The 25,572-nt window shown below is 65.1% G+C and carries 26 protein-coding genes and 1 riboswitch; of the genes, 14 read left to right on the forward strand and 12 right to left on the reverse strand.

What is annotated here, in order from left to right; all coding sequences use genetic code 11:
- The first annotated feature begins 400 nt into the window (after window positions 1–400).
- Window positions 401–934 carry a GNAT family N-acetyltransferase gene (locus tag ASE82_RS13925; RefSeq protein WP_056064402.1) on the forward strand — a complete coding sequence of 178 codons (534 nt, stop codon included), beginning with the start codon at window positions 401–403 and terminating at the stop codon, window positions 932–934.
- 10 nt (window positions 935–944) lie between these two features.
- On the opposite strand, the gene ASE82_RS13930 is transcribed toward ASE82_RS13925, so the two are convergent.
- The 3 genes from ASE82_RS13930 to ASE82_RS19865 form a co-directional block, all read right to left on the reverse strand.
- Window positions 945–1,145, reverse strand: a complete 201-nt coding sequence (locus ASE82_RS13930; protein WP_056064405.1) for a hypothetical protein — start codon at window positions 1,143–1,145, stop codon at window positions 945–947.
- A gap of 118 nt (window positions 1,146–1,263) precedes the next feature.
- Complete coding sequence (locus ASE82_RS13935) at window positions 1,264–3,225, reverse strand: glycoside hydrolase family 127 protein (RefSeq protein ID WP_056064408.1); 1,962 nt, start codon at window positions 3,223–3,225, stop codon at window positions 1,264–1,266.
- A gap of 12 nt (window positions 3,226–3,237) precedes the next feature.
- Window positions 3,238–3,675 carry a hypothetical protein gene (locus ASE82_RS19865; RefSeq protein WP_200910723.1) on the reverse strand — a complete coding sequence of 146 codons (438 nt, stop codon included), beginning with the start codon at window positions 3,673–3,675 and terminating at the stop codon, window positions 3,238–3,240.
- Window positions 3,676–3,855: 180 nt separating this feature from the next.
- Between ASE82_RS19865 and ASE82_RS18995 the strand changes: the two genes are divergently transcribed.
- From ASE82_RS18995 to ASE82_RS19000, 8 genes are all read left to right on the forward strand, one after another.
- Window positions 3,856–4,155 carry a sterol desaturase family protein gene (locus ASE82_RS18995; protein WP_435368538.1) on the forward strand — a complete coding sequence of 100 codons (300 nt, stop codon included), beginning with the start codon at window positions 3,856–3,858 and terminating at the stop codon, window positions 4,153–4,155.
- Window positions 4,052–4,441, forward strand: a complete 390-nt coding sequence (locus tag ASE82_RS13945) for a DUF2141 domain-containing protein (protein WP_056064807.1) — start codon at window positions 4,052–4,054, stop codon at window positions 4,439–4,441. The genes ASE82_RS18995 and ASE82_RS13945 overlap by 104 nt, the downstream gene beginning before the upstream one ends.
- A gap of 90 nt (window positions 4,442–4,531) precedes the next feature.
- The gene (locus ASE82_RS13950; RefSeq protein ID WP_056064411.1) at window positions 4,532–5,374 is read left to right on the forward strand and encodes a MipA/OmpV family protein; all 843 of its coding nucleotides are present in this window, start codon (window positions 4,532–4,534) and stop codon (window positions 5,372–5,374) included.
- Window positions 5,375–5,764: 390 nt separating this feature from the next.
- Entirely contained in the window at window positions 5,765–6,757 is a 993-nt protein-coding gene (locus tag ASE82_RS13955; protein ID WP_056064415.1) for a ferritin-like domain-containing protein, read from the forward strand.
- A gap of 49 nt (window positions 6,758–6,806) precedes the next feature.
- Entirely contained in the window at window positions 6,807–7,856 is a 1,050-nt protein-coding gene (locus tag ASE82_RS13960; RefSeq protein WP_056064420.1) for a ferritin-like domain-containing protein, read from the forward strand.
- 79 nt (window positions 7,857–7,935) lie between these two features.
- Window positions 7,936–8,814, forward strand: coding sequence for an outer membrane protein (locus ASE82_RS13965; RefSeq protein WP_082441505.1), 879 nt, complete (start codon window positions 7,936–7,938; stop codon window positions 8,812–8,814).
- Between the two features lie 373 nt (window positions 8,815–9,187).
- Window positions 9,188–9,297, forward strand: a riboswitch (TPP riboswitch).
- A 39-nt stretch (window positions 9,298–9,336) separates the two neighbouring features.
- Window positions 9,337–11,262, forward strand: coding sequence for a phosphomethylpyrimidine synthase ThiC (gene thiC / locus ASE82_RS13970; RefSeq protein WP_056064426.1), 1,926 nt, complete (start codon window positions 9,337–9,339; stop codon window positions 11,260–11,262).
- Window positions 11,263–11,297: 35 nt separating this feature from the next.
- Window positions 11,298–12,797, forward strand: coding sequence for an AAA family ATPase (locus ASE82_RS19000; protein WP_162236749.1), 1,500 nt, complete (start codon window positions 11,298–11,300; stop codon window positions 12,795–12,797).
- 55 nt (window positions 12,798–12,852) lie between these two features.
- Here ASE82_RS19000 and ASE82_RS13975 read toward each other — a convergent pair whose 3' ends face one another.
- Both ASE82_RS13975 and ASE82_RS13980 read right to left on the reverse strand, forming a co-directional pair.
- On the reverse strand, window positions 12,853–13,119 hold the full coding sequence (locus ASE82_RS13975) for a Txe/YoeB family addiction module toxin (RefSeq protein WP_056064429.1): 267 nt from the start codon (window positions 13,117–13,119) through the stop codon (window positions 12,853–12,855).
- Window positions 13,116–13,370 carry a type II toxin-antitoxin system Phd/YefM family antitoxin gene (locus ASE82_RS13980; protein WP_056064432.1) on the reverse strand — a complete coding sequence of 85 codons (255 nt, stop codon included), beginning with the start codon at window positions 13,368–13,370 and terminating at the stop codon, window positions 13,116–13,118. The genes ASE82_RS13975 and ASE82_RS13980 overlap by 4 nt, the downstream gene beginning before the upstream one ends.
- Before the next feature lie 215 nt (window positions 13,371–13,585).
- On the opposite strand from ASE82_RS13980, the gene ASE82_RS13985 reads away from it, so the two are divergent.
- Complete coding sequence (locus ASE82_RS13985; RefSeq protein ID WP_056064436.1) at window positions 13,586–14,440, forward strand: hypothetical protein; 855 nt, start codon at window positions 13,586–13,588, stop codon at window positions 14,438–14,440.
- Window positions 14,441–14,476: 36 nt separating this feature from the next.
- Here the strand turns inward: ASE82_RS13985 and ASE82_RS13990 are convergent, their stop codons facing one another.
- Both ASE82_RS13990 and ung read right to left on the reverse strand, forming a co-directional pair.
- A complete protein-coding gene (locus ASE82_RS13990) occupies window positions 14,477–14,776 on the reverse strand; it encodes an alkylphosphonate utilization protein (protein WP_056064439.1) in 300 nt (99 codons plus the stop codon).
- Window positions 14,776–15,471, reverse strand: coding sequence for a uracil-DNA glycosylase (gene ung, locus ASE82_RS13995; protein ID WP_056064442.1), 696 nt, complete (start codon window positions 15,469–15,471; stop codon window positions 14,776–14,778). The genes ASE82_RS13990 and ung overlap by 1 nt, the downstream gene beginning before the upstream one ends.
- 176 nt (window positions 15,472–15,647) lie before the next feature.
- Between ung and aguB the strand changes: the two genes are divergently transcribed.
- A complete protein-coding gene (gene aguB, locus ASE82_RS14000; protein WP_056064445.1) occupies window positions 15,648–16,496 on the forward strand; it encodes an N-carbamoylputrescine amidase in 849 nt (282 codons plus the stop codon).
- A 129-nt stretch (window positions 16,497–16,625) separates the two neighbouring features.
- On the opposite strand, the gene ASE82_RS14005 is transcribed toward aguB, so the two are convergent.
- Window positions 16,626–17,201, reverse strand: coding sequence for a DUF4337 domain-containing protein (locus tag ASE82_RS14005; RefSeq protein ID WP_056064448.1), 576 nt, complete (start codon window positions 17,199–17,201; stop codon window positions 16,626–16,628).
- 68 nt (window positions 17,202–17,269) lie between these two features.
- Here ASE82_RS14005 and ASE82_RS14010 point away from each other — a divergent pair, with 68 nt between their 5' ends.
- Window positions 17,270–18,307 (forward strand): MBL fold metallo-hydrolase, encoded by a 1,038-nt coding sequence (locus ASE82_RS14010; protein ID WP_056064451.1) that lies wholly within the window; start codon window positions 17,270–17,272, stop codon window positions 18,305–18,307.
- Between the two features lie 251 nt (window positions 18,308–18,558).
- Here the strand turns inward: ASE82_RS14010 and ASE82_RS14015 are convergent, their stop codons facing one another.
- The 4 genes from ASE82_RS14015 to ASE82_RS14030 form a co-directional block, all read right to left on the reverse strand.
- A complete protein-coding gene (locus ASE82_RS14015) occupies window positions 18,559–19,218 on the reverse strand; it encodes an alpha/beta fold hydrolase (protein WP_056064454.1) in 660 nt (219 codons plus the stop codon).
- A gap of 40 nt (window positions 19,219–19,258) precedes the next feature.
- Window positions 19,259–20,560, reverse strand: coding sequence for a CitMHS family transporter (locus tag ASE82_RS14020; protein WP_056064457.1), 1,302 nt, complete (start codon window positions 20,558–20,560; stop codon window positions 19,259–19,261).
- Window positions 20,561–20,789: 229 nt separating this feature from the next.
- Window positions 20,790–22,271 (reverse strand): OprO/OprP family phosphate-selective porin, encoded by a 1,482-nt coding sequence (locus ASE82_RS14025; RefSeq protein ID WP_056064460.1) that lies wholly within the window; start codon window positions 22,269–22,271, stop codon window positions 20,790–20,792.
- Window positions 22,268–23,344 carry an ABC transporter substrate-binding protein gene (locus tag ASE82_RS14030; RefSeq protein WP_056064463.1) on the reverse strand — a complete coding sequence of 359 codons (1,077 nt, stop codon included), beginning with the start codon at window positions 23,342–23,344 and terminating at the stop codon, window positions 22,268–22,270. The genes ASE82_RS14025 and ASE82_RS14030 overlap by 4 nt, the downstream gene beginning before the upstream one ends.
- A 91-nt stretch (window positions 23,345–23,435) precedes the next feature.
- Between ASE82_RS14030 and ASE82_RS14035 the strand changes: the two genes are divergently transcribed.
- Together ASE82_RS14035 and ASE82_RS14040 are read left to right on the forward strand one after the other, a co-directional pair.
- A complete protein-coding gene (locus ASE82_RS14035) occupies window positions 23,436–24,101 on the forward strand; it encodes a response regulator transcription factor (protein ID WP_056064466.1) in 666 nt (221 codons plus the stop codon).
- Window positions 24,091–25,485, forward strand: coding sequence for a sensor histidine kinase (locus tag ASE82_RS14040; protein WP_056064469.1), 1,395 nt, complete (start codon window positions 24,091–24,093; stop codon window positions 25,483–25,485). The genes ASE82_RS14035 and ASE82_RS14040 overlap by 11 nt, the downstream gene beginning before the upstream one ends.
- Window positions 25,486–25,572 lie beyond the last annotated feature (87 nt).

The following is a 25,572-nucleotide window of genomic DNA, read 5'->3' on the forward strand; positions in this document are numbered from 1 at the left end:
AGACAACCTGCGTTGCCGGGGGAGGGCAGGGGAGGGGCTCACCTCAATCCTCCCCCGCCAGGGGGAGGTGGCTGGCCCTAGCCAGACGGAGGGGGAGGAAAGGGAAACCTCCGTTCCGCATCCTCCCCCTCCGTCACCTTCGGCGACACCTCCCCCTGGCGGGGGAGGATCAAACGATGGATCATCGCCACGCCTGAACTGTGCAAACCGTACGACGAGAAAAAGCCCAACCTGCCCCCCTCCCTGGAAGGGAGGGGCTGGGGGTAGGGGGGCTGGCCTCCGCAAACCGGAACGCGAGCGGCTCAAGCGGGCCGACCCACCCCCGCCCCCTCCCTTCCAGGGAGGGGAGAGTGCGCAGCGACGGATACCCCTAAACCAAGATCCGCCGTAGACAGTAAGAATGCCCGCACCCACATCGGCCCCCACGCTAACCACCGCCCGCCTGACCCTAACCGCCCACACTGCCACCGACCTCGAAGACTGCGCCGCGATGTGGACCGACCCCCGCGTCTACACGATGATCGGCGGCCAGCCCCGATCGCGCGAGGACGTCTGGATCCGCCTGCTCCGCTCGATCGGCCAATGGTCGCTGTTCGGCTACGGCAGCTGGATCGCCCGAGACACCGCCACAGGCCACCTCATCGGCGAACTCGGCCTCATCGAGGCGCGCAGAGCCATCGAACCCTCGATCGACGCAATTCCGGAAACAGGCTGGACCCTAGCCGGCGACGCGCAAGGCAAAGGCTACGCCTCCGAAGCGCTCGCCGCGATCCTCGCCTGGACCGACGCGCGCATCCCCGCGACGACCTGCATCATAAACCCCGCCAACGCCCCCTCGATCCGCCTCGCGGAACGGCTAGGCTACCGCCTGCGCACCACGGGCACTTACCGAGACGCCCCGATCCTGATCTTCGACCGAGCCGCGGCGTCGTAAAGACCCGACGTTATTTCTGCGCAGTAACCACCGGAGTCTGCACCGACGCGATCGGCATGGGATCGCCCGCCCGATCGTAGAACGCCATCAACACCAGCCCCAGTGCCAATATACTCCCCGCGATCACATAGATCAGGCTCTTGTGATCCCTGCCGGAATGGGCGCTGGTATTCGTGCCGGTATCCCCGCGCGCGGCGTTTTGATGTGCCATGCATCTCTCTCCGTATTGGCAGGTCGTCCTGCTCTGGAAAGGGAGGCTATCAGGTTTCGCCGCACTGCATAGAGGCTAATGCAACCGCATCGAACGCGCCGGGAAAACACCGCCCGACCTACGCCAATCCCGGCGCGATCGGCCAATAGGTCGCATACCGCTCATGCGCGACGCGGAAATACGGGACCATCCGCACCGGCTGCCGGTCCGCCGCAAGGATCGTGAATTCCAGCGGCCGGTCCCCCGCACGCATCCCTTCCGCGATCGTATCGGGATCGCCCGCCAGCGTCGGCGGTGTAAACGGCGCGGCGTTATACTCGCCATATTTGCGCTCGTTGACGATGATGTCCGATCCCGGCGCCAGGCCATCACGCCCAAAGCTCCCCGCCATCACCAGCGGCCCATAGGTGAACGCGACGATATCCGGCGCCGCCGGCGATCGCTCGACCCCGGCGCGCATATCCAGCCGCATCTCCACCGTATCACCGTCGCGCCACCCCCGCGCCAGCTCCAGATACCGCCCCGGACTGGTCGACCGCATCGCCTCGACCCCGTTCACCAGCACCACCGCAGTCCGGCTCCACCCCGGATGGCGCAGCTTCAGCGTCAGCTCGGTCGGTCGCTTCAACGTCCAGCGCAGCGTCGTCGCCGCGGTATCGGGGAACGCCGTCACCTGCGTCAGGACCGCGTCCTTGTCCTTCCACCGCACGGCGGAGGGCACGAACAAATTCACGTACAGCGCGGACGCATCGTGGAAGTAGATCGAGTCGCGGTATTTGACGTGGTTCTCCATCCCCGTGCCGGTGCAGCACCAGAACGAGTTCTCGGGCGTGTGATACAGCTTCATGTACCCCGGCCGCGCACCCTGGAAGTACGTCGCCATGCCGCTGTCCGGGTCCTGCGACGCGAGGATCCCGTTATACAGCGTCCGCTCGTAATAATCGGCATAGCCCGCCTGTGGATCGTGCAGGAACAGCGCCCGCGTCAGCTTCAGCATGTTGTGCTGGCAACACGTCTCCGATCCCTTCGCTGACAGGACATGCTCGGCGAAATCGGCGACCGGAAAGAAATGCTCGTTGTCGCCGTGCCCGCCGGTCGCGAACGACCGCGTCAGCGCGACCGTCTTCCAGAAGAATTCGGACGCCTCGCGGTATTCGGGCTTCCCCGTCACCTCCCACACCCGCTGGAAACCGACGATCTTCGGCACCTGCGTATTGGCGTGCAGCCCGTCGAGATGGTCGCGGCTCTTGGCCAGCGGCGCGAGGATCGCCTTGTGCGAGAACCGCTCCGCCATCGTCCGATACTCGGCGGTCCCGGTCATCGTGTAGAGATCGGCGAACACCTCGTTCATGCCGCCATGCTCGGTATCCAGCATGGTCTCGAACTGCGCATCGCTCAGCGGCCGGCTCGCGACCACTGCCCAGTCCGCCAGCCGCAGCAGCACCGCGCGCGCCGTGTCGCTGTCCGCCAGCAGCGTCGCATCGCGCAGGCCCGCATACACCTTGTGCAGCGTGTACCACGGCACGCCGGTGATCGGATCGCCGTGCAGATGCGCCGCCACCAGCGCCGGCCCGTCCGGGAACGCACAGACCAGCCCGGTCCCCGACGCCGCCTGGCACGCCGCCAGTTCGCGCGCGATATGGTCGATCCGCGCCTTGAACCGCCGGTCGCCGGTCGATCGATAGACGAGCGCACACGCCGACAGATAATGCCCCAGCGTATGCCCGTGGCAGTTGATGTCCGCCCACAACGGATCCGATTCCCAGCCGCCATAGACCGGTGCCTTCGGTGCCAGCCCGGCATTCACCCGGAAATTGTGGAGCATCCGGTCGGGTTGCAGCGCGAGCAGATACGCCTCGGTCTTGCGCTGCGCATGCAGGAACGGCCCCTCGCCGAGCGTGACGTCGGCCAGGTCGAACGCCTGCAATGTCGCGGTCGGCACCGTCACGGGCAGCACCTCTGGCGGCACGAACGCAAACGCCTGCGAACCGATCGACAGCGAGCCCGCGGTCAGCGCACCGGTCGCGACACCCGTCAGGAATTTCCGGCGGGATTGGCCCCCGCGGCACAGCTCGACCATAACGTCACCCTCTTATGCTCTCATTATTTGTCTGAGTAGCAGGCGGGCCGTGCAGGCGAAAGAGGCAGAGGGGCAGGGTACCCGGTGCGCGCAGACGTAGCCGGCGAACCGGGGCACGAGCCGCGTCGTCTGCATCGCGCCGATCGTCGCCGAGGTCTGGCACGCCAGCCCGTCGCGGTGGGCGCAACGCCGGTCCGCGGTATTGACGGCAGCCAGCCGCGCGCGGTCCAGCCGCGACAGACTCCGCTCGAACCCGTCCTGGAGATAATCGAGGTCGCCGGGGGTAATCGTCCGAACACGGCGTGCCGGGCACAGCCTGTCGGTACGCCGCCCCAGCGCCTCGAACCCTGCACGGGTCGCGGGGGGCATACCGGAATACCCGGTCACGGTCAGGATCAGCGCGAGCAGAACCATCGACGTCTCCATCATGTAATCGCCCGAGACTATCACGCACCTGCGACGACGTCTCGCGGCCCCCCTGGTCGAGGCGCGCCAATCACCGGCGCTGTGGTAATTCCGCTACGGGTGCGGTTGATTCCGATCAACATCGGTGCGCCGGGTCTGGTACTGACGATCACGACGGCTATGGGGTAACGCATCGCATGACGTGGGGAGGTTTTCCCCCGGTTCATGTGGCGAGGCGCATGGGGCGGCTGGCTGATCACGGCGAGCCATCATCGGCGACATCACGAACGACACGGGTGCAACTATGGCCTCAATTTCCGCTTCTGGGATCGGCTCTGCGGCACCGACAAGCAACGCGGCGATCTTGCCGGCGCGCATGCGAAAGCGGCTGTTGGTCGTGGCGGCTGCAACGACGTGGGCCATGCTGTCGGCGGCGGCGCCCGTCACGCGGCTCGACGTCCAGGTCGACAATCTCCGCTCGTCGAAGGGGATGATCCGGATCTGCCTCACCGCGGACCCCGATAATTTTCCCGCCTGCGTCAACGATGCCAAGGCACTGACGCGCACGCTGCCCGCCAGCATCCACGCCACCAGCTTTTCGGGCCTGCCGCAGCGCGGCTATGCGCTCGCGATCATCCATGACGAGAACAGCAACGCGAAGCTCGATACGATCGCGGGCATCCCGCGCGAGGGCTATGGTTTCTCGCGCAATGCCGCCGTCCGCTTCGGCCCGCCGCGTTTCGATGCCGCCCGGTTCATGCTTGCCGGTGATGCCGAAATGCAACAGGTAAAAATGCGTTACATCTTCTGACCGATCGCAGCGGACCGAAAACGGTTTTACCGCGTTGCGACGTGGAACCTTTTTCTCCGGAGCATTTCCTTGCGCGCATTCACCCTTCTCATGTCTGCCGCAATCGCGGTGCTGGCAACCGCCACCCCGGCGCTCGCCCAGACCGATCCGAACCCGTCGCCAACGATCACCGATCCGCGCGACAACAACCGTATCACCATAGCGGTCGGTGCGGTGTCGATGCCCGATTATGAGGGTGCGGACAGCAATTCCTTCACCCCCGCCGGCGCGATCGTCGGCACGGTGCGCGGGCATGACTTCTTCCTCCGCGGCACGCAGCTCTATTTCAACCTGATCCCGAACACGGGCGAAGTCGGCATCAACTACGAAGTAGGCGTCATCGGCGGCATCCGCCGCGATCGCACCGGCGACATCGACAACCGCCAGGTCCGCGCGCTCGGCAAGATCGATACCGCGTACGAGCTCGGCGGCTATGTCGGCATCGGCAAGACCGGCGTCATCACCAGCGACTACGACACGATCACCGCGCGCGTCGCGTACGTCCACGACGTCTCGGGTACCTATGACAGCTACGTCATCACCCCGCAGGTGAATTACACCACGCCGCTGTCGGTCCGCACGCTCGTCTCGCTCGGCGTGTCGGCGGATTACGCCGGCAAGGGCTTCGGCCGCACCTACGCGGCCGTGACGCCGATCGGTACGCTGAACAGCGGCCTGCGCACCTACGACATCAACGACAGCGGCTTCCGTCGCGCGAACGCCTCGCTGTTCGTCGTGCAGAGTCTCTCGGGCGATCTGCGTCACGGCTTCGGCGTCGGTGCCGGCGTCCTCTACGGTCGCATGCTCGGCAAGTACAAGAACACGCCGATCGTCGCCGACGTCGGCAGCGCGGACCAGTGGCTCTACGCCCTCGGCCTGACCTACACCTTCTAAGCTATCGATTTCGGCGGATCCGGCTCGGTCCGATCCGCCGAACGCGTTACCTCTGCTCCCTTTACCGTAGGGAGAGAGAAGGGGCCTGCCGGGCGTTTTCCGGGAAGACCAGGGAAAGGTGAAGCCGGCATGTAGCCGCCACCAAAACCCCAATCATCGCAAGCAGGTAAGCCTCTCTGTCGGGTCGTGAAATTTATTTCATCGCACCCCCTTGAACCGTGCATCCATTATTCATCCGCGTACGTTCCTCGCCACGGACGGCTTTTTTTATGTCCGTAATTGAGCGCGTTACGAGCGGGATTCGAGCAATCGACCTGATCGGGGCATGCTCCGTTGCGCGACTGCCGCAGAGCATTTCGACGTCCGCAACAGCAAGGGGAGGACCCTGATATGACCGAGAGCGTGCACCTGATCGAAGCCCTCGATGCGCGAGTGGAACGCCGCAGCGAGCGACGTGAATTCTTCAAGACCGCGCTGGGCGCCGCTGCGATGACCGCAGCCGGTGCGACCGCGCTGTCCTTCTCCACGTCGGCGTCGGCACAGACGATCACCGATGCGGACGTCCTGAACTTCGCACTCAACCTCGAATATCTCGAGGCGCAGTTCTATTCCTACGCCGCCTACGGCACCGGCCTCGACAACAGCCTGCTCAGCGGTACCAGCACGCAGGGTGCGGTTCGCGGTGGCCGTCAGGTCAACTTCACCGACCCGATCGTGCGCCAGTACGCACGTGAGATCGCGCAGGACGAGATCGCTCACGTCAAGTTCCTCCGCACCGCACTCGGCACCGCCGCCGTTGCGCAGCCGGTGATCGACGTCAGCGTCTCGCCGACCAGCGCGTTCTCGCTCGCGGCCCAGGCTGCTGGCCTCGTCCCCGCCGGCACCGCGTTCGATCCGTACGCTTCGGACGAAGCGTTCCTGCTCGGCGCGTTCATCTTCGAAGACGTCGGCGTGACCGCATACAAGGGCGCTGCCCCGCTGCTCACCAGCAAGGCCTACCTCGAAGCCGCCGCCGGCCTGCTCGCGGTCGAGGCGTATCACGCCGCGATCGTCCGCACGACGCTGTACGGCAAGGGCATCGCGACCCCGTCGCTGCGCCAGTCGGCCGACGCGATCTCGAACGCACGCGACAGCCTCGACGGTACGACCGATCTCGATCAGGGCATCTCGCCCATCTCGCAGACGCCGATCAACCTGAGCACGACGCAGGCCGCGGTCACCGCGTCGAACATCGTTCCGCTCGATGCGAACGGCGTCGCCTTCAGCCGCTCGGCCAGCCAGGTGCTCAACATCGTGTACCTCAACAAGGGTGCGGCATCGGCAGGCGGGTTCTACCCGAACGGCATGAACGGCAACATCAAGACGAGCATCGCGGCAAGCTGATCGGTCATCCGATCACCCGCTCTTCTTCGATATTCAGGGGATTAACCCAATGACCGATCTCAATACCAAGCTGGAAATATTCGACGCGATCGCCAGCCGTCGCAACGAACGTCGTAACTTCCTGCGCTTCGCCGGCGGTTCCGCGCTCGCCATCGGCGGCGCCACGCTGCTCTCGGCATGCGGCAGCGACGATTCCGATCTCGCACCGACCCCGACTCCGGGACCGGCGCCGGTCGCAGCACTCAACGACGCCGACGTGCTCAACGTCGCACTGAACCTCGAATATCTCGAAGCGCAGTTCTACGCGTTCGCGGCATTCGGTGTCGGCCTCAACGCCAACATGCTGACCGGCATCGGTACGCAGGGTGCCGTCACCGGCGGTGCACAAGTGCCGTTCCAGGACACCGTCGTCCGTGAATACGCGCGCGAAATCGCGATCGACGAAGTCGCACATGTCGCCTTCCTGCGCTCGGCCCTCGGCAGCGCGGCCGTCGCCCAGCCTGCGATCGACATCTCGGTCGGCACGGCAGCCGCTCCGGGTGCGTTCACCGCTGCCGCACGTGCGGCTGGCGTCACCGGTGCGACGGGTGTGTTCAACCCCTATGCCGACGACAACAGCTTCCTGCTCGGCGCGTACATCTTCGAGGACGTCGGTGTTTCGGCCTATAAGGGCGCAGCACCGCTGATCGCCAACAAGACCTATCTCGAGGCGGCCGCCGGCATCCTCGCGGCAGAGGCGTATCACGCAGGCCTGATCCGCACGATCCTGTACCGCAAGGGTCTGCAGACGCCGAACCCGATCCCGTCGCTCATCACCGCCGCCAACCAGATCAGCGACGCACGCGACAGCCTCGACGGCACCGTCACCAACGCGACGACTGGCGTGATCGGCGACGATGACCAGGGCATCACCGGGTCCGATCCGACGATCTCGAACATCGTGCCCACCGACGCCAACGGCCTGGCCTACAGCCGCTCGGTCGCTCAGGTGCACAACATCGTCTACCTGACGCCCACTGCGAAGATCGGCGGCGGCTTCTTCCCGAACGGGACCAACAACCGCCTCGACTCGCTGCGGACCAGCGGCGCCAACGCGTGATCGCGATCACTGCCTGAAACTGAAACCTTGGGCCGCGGCGAGCAATGGGAGCGCCGCGGCCCTCGTTTGGGGAACGACCATGAAAAACCTAACGAAGCTCACCATGCTCGCCGGTCTCGCCGCCGCGGGCATTTTTGCCGTTCCGGCCGCCGCGCAGGACATGACGACGGACAGCGACCGCAATCCGTTCTCGGGCGTCTATATCGGCGCGGCCGGCGGCTATGACGTCCAGGGCAACGACGTCGGCTCGTCGATCCTGTTCGACCGCAACAACGACGGCAATTTCAGCGACAGCGTCAACACCATCACCGGCGCCAACGCCTTCTCGCCGGGCTTCTGCAACGGCTCGGCCCGCACCGCGGTGCCGGCCTATGGTTGCCGCAACGACGATGACGGCTGGTCGTATTACGGCCGCGCAGGCTTCGACGTGCAGCGCGGTGCGTTCGTGGTCGGCATCGTCGGCGAATTCGGCAAGTCCGAGATCACCGACAGCGTCGCCGCCTTCTCGACCACGCCCGCCAGCTACACGATGGCGCGCAAGCTGAAGTGGGAAGGCTCGGCCCGCCTTCGCGCCGGTCTCGCCGCGCGTAACACGCTGTTCTACGCCACCGGCGGCGCCGGCTATGCCAAGATCGACAATCTGTTCTTTACCACCAACACCGCCAACGCGTTCGCAGCCACCGGTTCGGACAAGAAGTGGGGCTATGTCGGTGGCGGCGGCATCGAGCAGAAGCTGACCAAGAACATCTCGATCGGCATGGAATACACCTACCACCAGTACAAGGACGACGACGCCCGCGTCCTCGTCACCGCTGGCAGCGCGATCACCGGCAGCCCGGTCCTGCTCGCGAACAACCCGTTCGTCCTCGCCCCCAACACCGCCGGCACGGCCTTCCGCCGCAGCGACGAAAACTTCCGCTGGCACTCGCTGCGCGGCACGGTGAGCTTCCGCTTTTAAGTAGAAGCACCCCCCACCTCCCGTTCGCCCTGAGCGAAGTCGAAGGACGAACGGGGAGGGGGAGGCGATCGCGTATGCACGTCGAAAAGGCCGCTGCCCCAAACCGGGCAGCGGCCTTTTCTCGTTTCAGCAAACGTGCGCTTAAGATCAACCACCCACCACCTACACCGCTACCACCCCGGCGAAGGCCGGGGCCCAGTTGGAAAGGTGGAAATAATGGAGGACCGCCGATCGTTACCGCCGTCCCCCAACTGGGCCCCGGCCTCCGCCGGGGTGGAGCATATCGAACGTTGCGATGATCATTGAACCTCGCACACCCCGCGCACCAAGCCCCCAAGTTTCCCATTGCACCCCACCCCAACCCCCCTATGCTCACCCCACCCCGGGGGAGCGCTTATCCGCGCTTGAGAGGAAGGCAGGAGCCTTCGACCCGCTGAACCTGATCCGGTTGATACCGGCGGAGGGAGGGAGCGGTCGCCACAGAACCGCAATCCTTGCTCCGAGACCCGTAGGAGCAAGCGCATGGCCATCGATACGCAATCCAAGACCGCAGACATCGGCGTAACCACCGGCCCGATCCGAGGCTCGCGCAAAATCCACGTCGCGGTCCCGTCCAGTCCCGACGTCCGCGTCGCCATGCGCGAAATCGTCCTCGACCCGAGCTGCAGCGAGCCCCCCCTGCGCGTCTACGACACCAGCGGCCCCTACACCGACCCCCGCGCGAAAATCGACATCAACGCCGGCCTCCCCCAGCTCCGCCGAGCCTGGATCGAAGCCCGAGGCGACGTGGAATCCTACGAAGCCCGAGAACTCCGGCCCGAAGACAACGGCCAGCTAGGCCCCGATCGCTCGGGAGGCGTCCCCCAGTTCCCCGCCACCATCAAGCGCCCCCTCCGCGCGCGCGCCGGCGCCAACGTAAGCCAGATGCACTACGCCCGCCGCGGCATCATCACCCCCGAAATGGAATACGTCGCCACCCGAGAAAACCTCGGCCGCGCCATGCTGAAAGACTACGCGAGAGACGGCGAATCCTTCGGCGCAAGCATCCCCGACTTCGTAACCCCCGAATTCGTCCGCGACGAGATCGCCCGCGGCCGCGCGATCATCCCCAACAACATCAACCACCCCGAATCCGAACCGATGGCGATCGGCCGCAACTTCCTCGTCAAGATCAACGCCAACATCGGCAACAGCGCGGTCGCCAGCAACGTCGCCGCCGAAGTCGACAAGCTCGTCTGGTCGATCCGCTGGGGCGCGGACACGGTCATGGACCTCAGCACCGGCCGCAACATCCACGACACGCGCGAATGGATCCTCCGCAACTCGCCCGTCCCGATCGGCACCGTCCCGATCTACCAGGCGCTCGAAAAGGTCGGCGGCGTCGCCGAGGACCTCACCTGGGAGATCTTCCGTGACACGCTCATCGAGCAGGCCGAACAGGGCGTGGATTACTTCACGATCCACGCCGGCGTGCGCCTCGCCTACATCCCGATGACCGCGAAACGCGTCACCGGCATCGTCTCGCGCGGCGGCTCGATCATGGCGAAATGGTGCCTCAGCCACCACAAGGAGAGCTTCCTCTACGAGCGCTTCGACGAGATCACGGAGATCATGAAGGCGTACGACATCGCCTACAGCCTCGGCGACGGCCTGCGCCCCGGCAGCATCGCCGACGCCAACGACGAAGCCCAGTTCAGCGAACTCTACACGCTAGGCGAACTCACCCACCGCGCGTGGAAGAGCGACGTCCAGGTCATGATCGAAGGCCCCGGCCACGTGCCGATGCACAAGATCAAGGAGAACATGGACAAGCAACTCGAAGTATGTGGAGAGGCGCCTTTCTACACGCTAGGGCCCCTGACGACGGACATAGCCCCCGGCTACGACCACATCACCAGCGGCATCGGCGCCGCGATGATCGGCTGGTACGGCACCGCGATGCTCTGCTACGTCACGCCGAAGGAGCATCTAGGCCTCCCCGACCGCGACGACGTCAAGGTCGGCGTAGTCACCTACAAACTAGCCGCCCACGCCGCCGACCTCGCCAAAGGCCACCCCGCCGCCCAGATGCGCGACGACGCCCTCTCCCGCGCCCGCTTCGAGTTCCGCTGGAGAGACCAGTTCAACCTCTCCCTCGACCCCGACACCGCCGAACAATACCACGACCAGACGCTCCCCGCAGAAGGCGCCAAGACCGCCCACTTCTGCTCGATGTGCGGCCCGAAGTTCTGCTCGATGAAGATCACGCAGGAAGTGAGGGACTTTGCAGCGAAGCAGAATGCTCCGGTAAATACGTTCTTGTCCGCCGGGGATATCTCTAAGGCCGATAATCCTCGCGCAGTTTTCGCAAAGGGCGTTACGCATGCCGATGCCGATAAGGGCATGGCGGCGATGAGCAATATGTTCAACGAGAACGGAGGGGAGATTTATCTTCCGTCACGATCGTGACATATGGCAGGTAGCGTAAAAAGGTGGGGTTTCGGGTGCCAGGAAAGATCAAGCTTGAAAATATCCGTAGCGTTTCAGAACTGGACTTTGCGATTCCCGATCGCGGAGTTTGGCTGTTAACTGGCGGCAACGGCGCCGGGAAAAGTTCTCTTTTGGCGTGTCTTAGGCGTATAGGCTACCGTTTGGCATTTCCGATTCATTTTCCCGGTTCTCAGCGATCTGATAAATTGGATAGCTTCTCGGGCGCTAAAATCACATATGAGCTTAATGGCGACTCTGTTGTCTACGCCTATAGTGGCGTTAGATGGGTTCCTACGCCGAAAAAGGGCGGCGAGGTGCTCGATAATTTTGGCTTCAAGAGAGTGTTATATATAGCCGCGAATGCCGATAGGATTACTCCTCGACCGGAGGATTTCGACGTAAGAAGGACGGCGCGAGCAAAACGCTATATTGTCGACAATGCAAACACGATTTTTGCGACCGATAGATTTTCTGATCTTCGGACTGTGAACGTAACGCGGGGCGCTGGTAATCAAGCTTTTGTAATGGGGCATGAGGACAGCCCAAAAACCTATCATTCTGAAAAAAACTTCAGTATGGGAGAGTTGTGCATACTCAATCTGCTTAAACAGCTTGTCGACTGTCCAAATAATTCACTACTACTTATTGATGAGCTAGAGCTAGCTCTACATCCTCGAGCGCAGATAGAACTTCTCAGGTTCCTAACGGCGGAAGCTTCAAGAAAATCATTGACTGTCATTTTCTCGACACATTCCGTAAGTTTGCTAAAAGCCGTACAAAGATCTCAAATTATTCTTCTGAATAATACAGGAAGTGGTACTGTCGAGGTAGTAAATGGTTGCTTTCCAACATTTGCTCTGGGAAATATCGCGCTCGATGAAGAAAGGCTGCCAGATTCCATTGTATATGTAGAAGACGAAATGGCTTTAAACATAGTTGAGCCAATATTAAAACTTTGCATACTTCAGAAATACAACGGCAATGACTTAGCTCCAACTGTCCGGGTATTGCCGATCGGCGCGTTTCATGCCGTTGTGAAATTTCTTCGGATGAATCTAGGAAATCTGCCAGCTCATGTGTCGCAAATGGCCGCTCTTGATGAAGACGTAAAAAGCGAATCGTTGAAGAATTGGACTACTCAGGGGGATAGTGCTAGGCTTGCCGAGTTTAAAAAAATAAAAGATCGAATTCACTTCCTGCCCTGGACTCCTGAAGTAGCTTTGAGCGCTTCAATGATGTCGAACAAAGACTATTACAGGTCAAAGATTCGTACCGAGTTTATGGATAGCCAATTTCAACTGTCGCTTGTCGAATTTGAAAAGATGGACGGACTTGCGGGAAAGCAATTACGAGACATGGCAAAAAGAGTTTTAAAAGAATTAATTTTAGAGCTGTCGAAGAATTTTGGATGCGATCAAGCTAGGATTAGAAAAATTCTTTGCGACGCTTTTGCTCAGGACTTTGTCCTTCAAAACAAAAGTACGGCAATGTCAAGTTTTGGGCCGTTTATATAGTTTGTGATCTAAAATGAATACGGGGTATCATTCGGAATATGTTGATCGCCCAATCTCAATAATGATACCGGCACTGCGCAACCTGCACCGTCTGAGCGTCACCACTTCCCGTCACGCGGTAAACCAGCCGATGCTCATGGTTGATCCGGCGCGACCACCAGCCCGACAGATTGCCGCCGAGCGGTTCGGGTTTGCCGGTGCCCTTGAACGGATGCCGGCGGCATTCCTCGATCAACGCGTTCAGCTTGTCGAACAGCTTGGCATCGCTCGTCCTGAGGTCGCCATATTCGGCCCAGGAGCGCGATGAGAACTGGACGTTCAAGGATCGACTAGCGCGTGGACTTCGCCACCACCGGCATCCAGTTCGGCGATGCTCTCCAGCAACCGCTTTGCATTGGCGGGCGAGCGCAACAGATAGAGCGTCTCCTCCATCCCGGCCCATTCGCTCGCCGAGATCAGCACGACATTCTCCCCGCGCTGGCGCGTGATCATCACGGGCGCGCGGTCCGCCGCGACCTTGTCGATCACGGACTTCAGGTTCTCGCGTGCTTCGGAGTAGGTGACGGTCTGCATGCATGGAAGGTGGACAGTATATTGTCCAATGTCAAACCCCATCGATCCCACTCATTTTCTACGAAAAGGGTATCTCGTGAAAAGTGACCGCCCGACGTTGCACCTCGGCACACAGCGCAGCGTGATGGATGCCCCACGGCAACACCACGCACAAATCGGTCCAACAGCCCACGCAAACGCTGTCCTACACGCCGCCCGCCTGATCCGCTCCGGCCATGACCAAACCCACGCGCACGCGCGCTCGCCGCGATGTCATGCCCGACATCGCCCCCGCTCTCGAACCAGCCGCTCCCGAGCCAACCGCACAGACCACCGCGATGACCATCATCGAGGCGGAGCACCTCCCGACGGTCGAGGACTTCGACCTCGCCGAATACGACTGGGTGCCAGTCCGGCGGAAGGTGCGGCACGATGGCTGGACGGTCGCGACGCAGCAGGCGTTCATCGGCGTGCTGGCGGATACCGGCTCGGTCACGCAGGCCGCGCGCGAGGTGAACATGTCGGCCACCTCCTGCTACCGCCTGCGCCGCGCGGCCGACGGCGCGGCGTTCGCGGCGGCGTGGGATGCGGCGGTGCAGACCGCGTCGCTGCGGCTGGTCGATCTCGCCTTCGATCGTGCGATCAACGGATCGCCCGAGCCGGTGTTCGACCGCGAAGGCAACCGCGTCGGCCAGCGCGTCCGTTACAACGATCGCCTGCTGATGTTCCTCCTGCGGGCGCACCAACCCGATCGCTATCGCACCCCCGGCCAGTCGCCTGCGCCGGCGCCCATCCCGGTACCGCCGGTCGATACCACGCTAGCCGCGCTTGCGCCGCCGATGCCCGCCGAACCGCACCGCCTGATGGCCCCCGAGGCGCTGGTGATGGCGCTCGAAGTCGCCGATATCCGCGCCGAACCCGTCGCCAGGCGCCGTCCCGCGTCAGCCGGTTCCGCACCGTCCGTCCAGACGTTCGAGGCGCAACTCGCCGCCGCGAAGGCGACGATCCCGCCCAAATATCCCGAGAGGGTCCGCTTCCAGGAAGGTGAGGATAACCATGAAGGTCCTGGCCGGCGCCGTTTCCGAGCGTAACTTTATCGTGACCTTTGGCGCCGGCTATCTCCCGACCTAACGCTTCCGAACGAACTCCGCGCGCAGCACCAGCCCCTTGATCCCCTCGTACCGGCAGTCGATCTCCTGCGCGTCGCCGGTCAACCGGATCGACTTGATCACCGTCCCGCGCTTCAGCGTCTGCCCCGCGCCCTTCACGGTCAGGTCCTTGATCAACGTCACCTGGTCGCCGTCCGCCAGCATGTTGCCGACCGAATCCCGCACCACGACCGCGCCGTCATCCGCCGCCACCGCGGTCGCAGCACCGCCCGCAACCCACTCGCCGGTCGCTTCGTCATAGACATATTCGTCGCTCATTAGTCGGTCTCCGGCAGCGCCCAGTCGATCGGCGCGCGCCCATGGGTTTCGAGAAAGTCGTTGGCCCGGCTGAACGGCCGCGATCCGAAGAACCCGGTCCGCGCCGCCAGCGGCGACGGGTGCGCGGACTGGATCACCAGATGCCGCCCGCCCTTCGCAACGTCATCGACGAACGCCGCCTTCTTCTGCGCATACGCCCCCCACAGCAGGAACACGACCGGTTTGTCCTGCGCGTTCACCGCCGCAATAACGGCGTCAGTAAACCGCTCCCACCCGCGCTTCTGGTGCGACGCAGCTTCCCCCATCCGCACGCTCAGCACCGCGTTGAGCAACAGCACGCCTTGTGCGGCCCAATGATCCAGCATGCCATGGCGTGCCCGCGGAATCCCGAGATCCGCCTCCAGCTCCTTGTAGATGTTCACCAGGCTAGGCGGCGTCCGCACGCCCTTGCGCACCGAGAAGCTCAGCCCATGCGCCTGCCCCTCGCCGTGGTACGGATCCTGCCCCAGAATCACGACCCGCACCTGATCCAGCGGCGTCAGCTCCAGAGCTCGAAACCGGTCCGCAACTTCCGGAAACACCCGAGCCCCCGCCGCCCGCTCAGCCTCCAGAAACGCATCGAGCGCCCGCATGTACGGCGCGTCGAACTCGGCAGCGAGCGCCTGCCAACTTGCGGGGAGCGTATGATCGATCATCCCTGCCGCATGTCGGACAGGGCAGGGGAGTGTCAATCGCCGCTCTAGTTCCCCCGCGGAGGCGGGGGCCCAGGATCACACACGGTACCGCCCGAGACCCTGGACCCCCGCCTCCGCGGGGGAACGGCAAAGCGAAAGGCTCGCACTTCCCAGCACCCGCCATTATATGCGCGCCCATGACCGAGATCACCGTCGCCGCGCTGCAGCTGGGCTTCACGCCCAACATCGACCGCAACATCGCCAACGTGTCGCGCCTCGTCCACGAGGCCGCCGCGAAAGGCGCGCAGGTGATCCTGCCCCCCGAGCTGTTCGAGGGCGAGTATTTCTGCCGCGTCGAGGACGAGGGCCTGTTCGCCAACGCCGCCCCGGTCGGCGAGCACAAGGCGGTGCTCGCGATGCAGGCGCTCGCCGAGGCGCTCAAGGTCACCATCCCGACCAGCTTCTTCGAAGCGGACGGCCCGCACCATTACAACAGCCTCGCGATGATCGGCCCCGACGGCAACGTCCAGGGCGTCTATCGCAAGAGCCACATCCCCGACGGCCCCGGCTATGAGGAAAAGTTCTACTTCCGCCCCGGCAACACCGGCTTCAAGGTCTGGCCGCACCCTGCCGGGAAGCTAGGCGTCGGCGTCTGCTGGGACCAATGGTATCCGGAGACCGCGCGCGCGATGATGCTGATGGGCGCCGAGGTGCTGTTCTACCCGACCGCGATCGGCAGCGAACCGCACGACACCTCGCTCGACACCGCCCGGCTCTGGCGTCGCGCCATGGTCGGCCACGCGGTCAGCAACGTCGTGCCGATCGTCGCCGCCAACCGCGTCGGCGTGGAACACGGCCAGACCTTCTACGGCACCAGTTTCATCGCCGACGAGCGCGGCGACATCCTGGCCGAACTCGGCCGCGACGACGAAGGCGTGATCACCGCCACGATCGACCTCGACATCGTCAAGCGCCACCGCGCCGCCTTCGGCTTCTTCCGCGATCGCCGCCCGGATCTGTACGGCCGTCTGGTCCAGGACATCTGACCCATCGATCCTCCCCCGCCAGGGGAGGTGGCTGGCGCTTGCCAGACGGAGGGGGAGGAAAGGGTGACCGAGGTTCCGTGTCCTCCCCCTCCGTCACCTTCGGCGACACCTCCCCCTGGCGGGGGAGGATCACAACCAAGCCAACCCCGCCAACAACGCCCCCACTAGCGCAGCAGCCCCCGCAACCCACAGCAACCACCGCCGCCCGGTCAGCGCGGTAATCGACGCCAGCGCGATCGCCACCTGGATCGCGGTCACCGCCAGCGCCAGCTTCGTATGCGGCCGCAGCGCCTCGTCCGACTCCCCATCCGCCGCCGCCGATCGCCGATCGAGCGTCTCCGCCTCCCGCTTCAACGCCGTCCCCCGCGCCGTGTACCGCGCGATATCCGCCCGGTGCGCCGCCATTTGCGTCGCACCGAACCCGACCGGCGCGAGGTCGACCTCCATCTGCGCGATATGCCGCTTCAAATCCTCCGCCTGGTAATAGCCCCACGCATCCGACGCTTGAGCCTTGATTAGCACCGCCTCGTTCTTGTGGAGCAACGCCTCGTTCTGCGTATGCCCGCCGAGGAAACTGGTCACCGCCGCCAGCGTCGCCAGGATCGCGGTGAACAGCGCGATCCGCTGGTCGAACGCCTCACCCTGGGCCGCGCGCTCCTCCGACAGTTGCTCATGCAACCCGCGCACTTCGAAATCATCATCCATGTTGGTCGCTATGGCCCTCCGCGCGTGACTGGACGCTGATGATCGCGTGACATAGTCGTCAGCGCGAAATGATCCGCACTCGCTCGATACTGCTCGCTCTCGCGCTCCTCGCCGGCTGCGCGACGCCGTCCGTGAAGACCATTCCGCCGAGCGATCACTTCAACGGCACGCGCTTCTTCAACCCCGACGGCGTGCAGGGCAGCACCGGCGAGCAGAAGCAGGGCCCGGTCGCGCTGCTCCGCAACCTGGTGAAGCCGCCCTACCGAACTTGGCCCGAAGTCCCCGTAACCCCGACGCGCCCGCCGGCGCGCGTCGAGGGCCAGACGATGCGCGTCACTTGGATCGGACATTCGACCGTGTTGGTGCAGACCCAGGGGCTCAACATCCTGACCGATCCGATGTGGCTCGAGCGCTCGTCCCCGGTCCAGTTCGTCGGCGTGAAGCGCGTCCGCCAGCCCGGCGTGCGTCTCGCGGACCTGCCGAAGATCGACCTCATCCTCTTAAGTCACAACCACCGCGACCACCTCGACATGCGTGCGATGCGAACGCTCTGGCACCGCGACAAGCCGCTGATCGTGACCGGCCTCGGCAACGACCAGATCCTCGCGCGCAGCCGCGTCCGTGCGGTCGCGCGCGACTGGGGCGGCCGGGTGACGCTACGTCCCGGCATCGACGTGATCGTCGACCGCGCGCACCACTGGAGCGAATACGACCCCGGCGACCGCGACAAGACGCTCTGGGCTGGCTTCACCGTGACGCTGCCCAGCGGCAACCTCTATTTCGCAGGCGACACCGGCCCCGGCGACATGCGCTGGGCAGCCGAAGCGCGCGCAGCCGGCCCGGTCCGCCTCGCGATCCTGCCGATCGGCGCGTATCATTTCGCGGGTCACGAGACCGACAACCACATCGGCCCGGACCAGGCGGTGACCGCGTTCGAACAGCTCGGCGCAGCCTATGCGATCGGCGTCCACTGGGGCACGTTCGAACTGACGTCAGAGGGTATCAACGAACCCCCCGACCACCTCCGCGCGGCGCTGCTACGCGAACACATCCCGATCAACCGCTTTCGCACGCCCGTAGTCGGCGAGGCCTGGGTGATCGAGTAGCTTCCATTCCCCGGAGTTATACAGGAGCCGACCGTTTCACAGCTCCTCGGCAGAGGCAGGCGCCTAGCTGGGAAACGCCTGTCGTGAGCGGGGGACGACGGCGGGCACGAGCCCGATTGACCACAGAGGTGCCGATACGGGACGCCGGTCGTCGGTTGAGGTCACGATGCATCCTCATCGAAGGGCAGGGTCCGTGCCGACCGTTGAGCGAACGACGCCTGGACGGTCCTGGCAAAGGCCTTCCTAATCGATCAGCCGGTCTTCAGCCACTGGCGGAGCAGTGCGGTGACTTCGCCGGGACGCTCCATCGGCGCGAGGTGGCCGCAGGAGCGCAGCATGTGGAACCGCGAACCCTCGATCCGGGCACTCAGCGCGCGTGCGTCGTCGGGGGTGCAGATCAGGTCGCGGTCGCCGACGGCTACCAGCGTCGGGACGTGGATCGCGGCGATCGCCTCGCTGATGTCGGGGCGTGCAAGCAGCGCGCGTTGCTGGCGTTCGAAGACGGTCTGGCCGACGCGCTCCGCCATCGCCTGTGCGGGGCCGGCGACGATCGCGGTCAGGCGGGGGTCGGCGTGCGGTGCGGTGGCGAGCAGGCCCTGGCCGACGACGGTGCGCGGGCGCACCTCCATCGACGCGCGCGTGCCGAACAGCGCGATCCGCTCGATACGGTCGGGGGCTTGCCGCACCATCTCCATCGCGACGTAGCCGCCAAGGCTGACGCCGGCGACCGCGAACCGCGGCGGTGCGCTGGCGAGCACGCGCGCGGCCATTTCGGACAGCGTATCGTCCTGCGACAGGTCGCCGAAATCGACCTGAGCGACGGCGGCGAGGTCGACGATCTGGCGCGCCCAGAGCTGCCCGTCGCAGCCCATCGCGGGGAGCAGCATCAACGGTGTACGCGGTCGGACCATGCGAAATCTCCGGTAGCGGCGGGTTGCGGGGATGCTCACCTCAGGCGACGAACGGGAAGGCGAGCGCGATCATGCCGACGATCGTCATCACCACACAAACGGCGATCGCGGGCACGAGCGTGAAGCGCTGGTGATCGGCGAGGTCGATGCCGACCAGGCTGACCAGCAGATAGGTCGACGGCACCAGCGGGCTGAGCAGGTGGACCGGCTGGCCCATCAGCGACGCGCGGGCGATCGCCTCTGGTGCGACACCGTAATGCGCGCCGGCCTCCGCCAGGATCGGCAGCATCCCGAAATAGAACGCGTCGTTCGAGATGAAGAAGGTGAACGGCATGCTCAGCACCGCGGTGATCGGTGCCATGTACGGCCCGAGCGCGGGCGGGATCACGCCGACCACCGCCTTGCTCATCGCCTCGACCATGCCCGTGCCGCCGAGGATCCCGGTGAAGATGCCCGCCGCGAAGATCAGCGAAACGACCGCCAGCACGTTGCCGGCATGCGCGGAAATGCGCTCCTTCTGGTCGGCGACGCCGGGATAGTTGACGATCATCGCGATCGCGAACGCCAGCATCATCAGCACGGACAAGGGCAGGATGCCCCATACCAGCAACGTCAGCAGCGTGATGACGAGCGCGGCGTTGAACCAGATCAGCTTCGGGCGGCGTGCCTCGGGATATTGCGAGACGGCCATGCCGGTGAACTCGGTGTCCGCGGTGATGCCGGCTTCGCCCATCCGGACGCGCTCCTTGCGCCCGAAATACACGGCGAGACCGATCAGGAAGGCGAGCCCGGCGATCATGCCGGGGATCAGCGGCAGGAACAGCGTCGCCGGATCGAGCTTCAGTGCGCTTGCGGCGCGCGCGGTCGGGCCACCCCACGGCGTCAGGTTCATGATCCCGCTCGTCGTCATCAAAAGGCAGACGAGGTACAACCGGTTCATGTTGAAGCGCTTGTAGAGCGGCAGCAGCGCGGCGATCGTGATGATGTAGGTGGTCGAGCCGTCGCCATCGAGGCTGACGAGTGCGCACAGCACGACCGTCCCGATCAGGATCCGCATCGGATCGCCGTGGACCATCCGGATCAGCCGCCCGACCAGCGGATCGAACAGGCCCGTGTCAGTCATCGTCGAAAAGAACAGGATCGCGAACAGCAGCATGACGCCAGTTGGCGCGAGGTTCTTGATTCCGTCGATCATCATCGGGCCGAGACCCGCGGCCTCGCCCGCAAACACGCCGAAGATCGACGGGATCACGATGAGCGCGACCAGCGGCGTCATCTTCTTGGTCATGATCAACGTCATGAACGTGGCGACCATCAGGAAGCCGAGCAGGGCAAGGTTCATCGCATCGTCCTAGAAAAGGGCGTGAATAGGGGGGGGGGGGTGGCAGACGTCGCAGACGTTACTGTCGCGGGAGCCGCCACACGGGCAGCCGCAAGCACCCCGTCATCCTGACGAAAGTCAGGATCCAGGGTTACGGAGCGTGGTCCCTCGTGGCTCTGGATCCTGACTTTCGTCAGGATGACGGAGCGGTGGGGCCGGGCCGTCGTGGCAGATCGCATGCCGGCCAGCATCAGAACGTAACTCCAACGCGGGCACTCAGCGTCTGCCCGCTGTCGTTGCCGACATAGTCGCCGGCGCGGTTGTCGGTGTTCCACTGGATCGCGTTCACCTGGAAGCGGGTGAAGCTGTTCAGGTACCAGTTGACCCCGACCGTCGCCGCCCAGCCGTCACCACCGGTCAGCAGATTGTCGAAATCGAGGCTTTCGTAGCGCGCGGTCAGCTCGATCGCGCCGACCCCGCCGTCGAAGGTCGGCTTCAACACCTTGGGCTGGCCGAAACTGCCGAGCCGCGGGTTGTACGGCGGCAGGTCGCCGGTCAGGAACAGCCCGCCCGAGACGCTCCACGCCTTGCTGACGAAATCGGGACGCCCGCCGTCGAGCCGCGCGTTGCGGCGGCCCGCTTCGCCCATCACCCACAACGGACCGCGATAGCCGCCGAGCTCGACGCCGTAGCCGGTCGTGCCGGTGCCGCCGATCAGCGGCCCGGTCGACACGCGCAGCGCCCCGTTGAAGCGCCCGCCGATCACCGTGTTGCGAGTCAGCGTTCCGGCGACCGAGGAGAGCGACTCGTCGAAGCCCCAGACACCCAGATGGAGCACGCCGGTATCGGACTTGATCGGGTTCCAGTGCGCGCGGCCGAGCACCGTGCGGCTGTCGCCAACGGTCTGCGTCCCGTCGATCCGGTCGCCGGTGATCGTCACCGATGCGTGGCCGGTCTTCCAGAAGATGCGTGGCATCACGCCGATGCCGTAAAAGCCACGCTGCGGGATGATCGCGGTGGCGACCGTGGTGCGCTCCAGAAATGGGGTCGAATCCGAGCCGGTCGAGCCTTCGAAGCCGCGATCGTTGAACAGGTGACCGGCGCGGACGTCGTAATCGAGGCCTGGCTTGATCTTGTTGCGCCAGCCGACGAACGCGGTGACGACGTCGACCTCGTTCTCCGAGAAGTCGCTCTCGAACTGGTAGAAGAAATGCGTGCCGACGCCGCCTTCGAGGCCGAGGCGCAGCGCGCGCATGCCCGTCGTCGTGATGTTGCGGCCGTCGTATTTCGAGCCGAAGCTCGAGCTGACGTCGGTCAGGATGCGGCCGCGCGGCTTGAACGTGTAGACGCCGTCCGCCGAGTGAAAGACGGGCAGGCCGGCGCCCCATTCGGTGGTCACGCCCGAAGGATTGTCGCGTGCGGCGACCGCCTGCGCGACGCTGCGATCGGCGGGACCGGGAGGGGCAAGCTGCGGCGCGAACGGCAGGGTGCGGCGCGGCTCGTTGTTCTGCGCGACCGCCTGCGGTGCCGGCTGCAACGGCGCGACCGGAGCGGACGCCTGCGCGACGGCGGCATTGTTCTCCAGCCGGTCGAGCCGCGACTTCAGCGCAGCGATCTCGGCGGCCTGCGCACGGACCAGCGCCGCGAGGTCGGCGTCGGTCGGAGCTTGGGCCAGCGCCGGCGTCGCGGCGATCAGCGCGAGTGCGGCGCACCCGGTACGGAAGAGAGTCATTGTTGGGCTCCGGTGGCGAGAATCGCGGTCCAGTCGCGCAGGAAACGCTGGCGCTTGACGCGGTCGAGGTTGACGAGAAGTTGTGGACCGACGCGGATCGGTCGCGCCTGGCTTGAGGGAAGACGGCGCGCGGCAACGTCGGTGCGGACCGGCCACAGGCTGCGTTTCGCGAGCAGCGACTGGCCTTCGCGCGACAGCAGGAAATCGAGGAAGAGTTTAGCCGCCGCCGGGTGCGCGGCCTCGCGCGCGATGAACGCGATCCGCGAAGTGACGATCGTATAGTCCTGGAGGAACGCGACGCCGATGCGGGGATCGGTCCGCGCGCGTTCCACCGCGTACGAGCCGATGACATTGTACGCGATCGCCTGCCGCCCCTCGGCGACGCCGCGCAACATCGGCTCGCTGGTCCGCGACAACACCGGCTTGGTCGCCGCGATCGCTTCCAGCAGCGACCGCGTATCGCGCGTGATCGCGAGGTCCTCCGACAGGTACAGATAGCCGACATTGGAGCGTGCCGGATCGAACGTCGTAACGCGCCCGGTCAGCGCGCGCGCATTCTTCCGCAGCCATGTTTCCAGCGCGGCGTGCGTGCGCGGCACCTGTCCGGTCGGCACGAGACGCTTGTTGTAGACGATCCCGATCGGCTCCGCGGTGACGCCGAAGCCCATGTTCTTCCACACCGACACCGGCGGCAGCGCGGGCTTTTCGGGACTCGCATAGCCCTGCGCGAAGCCGTCGTTGATCAGCTTGACCTGGAGATCCATCGCCGACGACCAGACGAGATCGGCGGACATCTTTTTCGCGCGCGTTTCGGTGACGAAGCGGCGGTACATCTCGGTCGAGCCGAGGTCCGCGTAGAGAACGGTGATCCCCGGATACCGCTTCCGGAACGCGGCGACGACCGGCAGCAATTCGGCGCGATCGGCATTGCCGTAGATCCGGACCTGCCGTTCGGCGCGCGCGTCAGAGATCAGCTGGTCGTAGGATCGCGGATAACTGGCCGGACGCTGCGCCACGACGGCGGTCGCGGTGAACGTAGCTGCCAGCACTGCGATCATAAAAATTCGTGCCATCATCACTCTCCTCGCCTTCCGTCTCTGTGTTCGGATAGACTGCAACGGTGGAGTACGAAGCGAACCTGTCACCAACCTTTCATGGTTTTTCATGCGCATCCTGCTGATCGAGGATGACGCGGCCCTCGCGCGCAGCATCGCGGCCCTGCTGCGCGCCGGCGGCAACGCAGTCGATCACGTCGCGACCGGCGAGGACGCACTGTCGGTCGTCGCGGGCGAACCCTATGCGCTGGTGATCCTCGACGTCGGCCTGCCCGGGATCGACGGGTTCACCGTGCTGGAGACGCTGCGACGGCGCGGCGAGCGCGTGCCGGTGCTGATGCTGACCGCGCGCGATGCACTCGACGACCGCGTGCGCGGGCTCGACCTCGGCGCCGACGATTACCTCCGCAAACCGTTCGAACCCGAAGAACTCGAAGCCCGCGTGCGCGCACTCGGCCGGCGGCGCGGCGGCGATCCGCTGCCGGTGCTCAGCGTCGGTACACTGACGATCAACCGCTCGACCGGCGACGCCGACATCGCCGGCCGCGCGCTCGACCTGCGTCGGCGCGAGCGCGCGGTGTTGGAGGCGCTGGCCACGCGCGCCGGCCGCGTCGTCCCGCGCGAATTGCTGATCGGCGAGGTGTTCGGGTTCGACGAGCCGGTCGGCGACAACGCGATCGAGGTCCATGTCACGCGCCTCCGCGGCAAGCTAGCGCCCGACGGCCCCGGTATCCGCACTGTCCGCGGGGTCGGCTACATGCTCGATGCCGGCTGAGACGCGTACCCCAGCGCTGCGTACGCGCCTGCTGGTCGCGGTGCTCGGACCGCTGCTGGCGGCGGCGATCCTGATCGGCGTGGTCGGTGCGACGCTGATCGCCGACGTCGTGCGCCGCACGAACGACCGCGTGCTCGGTGGCGCGCTCGGTGCGATCGCCGAGACGGTGCAGGTCGAACGCGGCGAGGTGACGCTCGACCTTCCCTCCGCCGCGTTCGGGATGCTGGAGAACACCGAACGCGACAACGTCTATTACCGCGTCGCCGTCGGGCCGGACCTGCTGACCGGCTATGCGGATTTGCCCGCCCCCGATCCTGCGACGCTCGACATCGACGTGCCGCGCTATCGCTTCGCGTACTACCGCGGCCAGCAGATCCGCATCGCCGAGGTCCGTCGTTCGCTCCCCCGCATCGACAAGCCCGTGATCGTCCAGATCGCCGAGACGCTCGACAACCGCGGTGCGCTCACTCGGCGCCTGATGCTGGCGTTGCTGATCGGTGAATGCGTCCTCGTCGGTGCCGCGGCGTTGCTCATCCGGCCTGCGTTAGGCTGGAGCCTCCGCCCGCTTGCCCGCCTGCGCGGCGCGGTCGAGGCGCGCGACGGACGCGCGCGCCCCGATTTCTCGCCGCTCGACACGGGGCCCCTCCCCAGCGAACTCCGCCCGCTCGCCGGCGCGTTCGACCGGCTCCTGGCGCAGCTCGACACCGCCACTGTCGGCGTCCGCCGCTTCACCGCAGATGCCTCGCACCAGATGCGAACGCCGCTGTCGGTACTGAAAGTCCAGGTCGCACTCGCCCGCCGCGGCTCGGGTCCTGAACGCAGCGTCGCGCTCGACGAGATCGCCGACGCGGTGGTGCGCCTCGAACGCCTGGTGACGCAGTTGCTGGCGTTGGCGCGCGCCGAGGAGGCCGGCGTGTCCGCGCCACTCGAGGCGGTCGATCTGCGCGAAGTGGCGGCCGCAGTCATCACGCGACAGATCAACCGTGCGATCGAAGCCGGCATCGACCTGACGATCGAGGGCGACCCCGAGGTCAGCCACGTCGTTCCCGGCCACCGGACGCTGATCTTCGAGATCGTGTCGAACCTGATCGACAACGGCATACGCTACAACCGGCGCGGCGGCACCGTGTCGGTGAGGCTCCAGACGACGCCGTTGGAGACGACGATCGCGGTGGTCGACGATGGGCCGGGGATACCGATCGACCAGCGCGAGATGGCGTTCGACCGGTTCGTCCGGCTCGGCGCGCCCGGGAGTCCGGAGGGAAGCGGCCTCGGCCTGGCGATCGTGCGGTCGGCGGCGACTCGCCTCAACGCGACCGTGGCGTTCGGCGAGGTGGCCAGTGGCACGAGCGTGATCCTGCGGTTCTTTCACGCGAGCGAGTAACCTGCATCAACGCGGCTCAACACGCGGGCAGCGGCGCGTGCCTTTTCGTTAAGGTGTTCGTGTCACTCGGGAAAAAACGACCGAGCG

Origin of the sequence: Sphingomonas sp. Leaf230, from assembly GCF_001421745.1 — a bacterium.
GTDB lineage: Bacteria > Pseudomonadota > Alphaproteobacteria > Sphingomonadales > Sphingomonadaceae > Sphingomonas.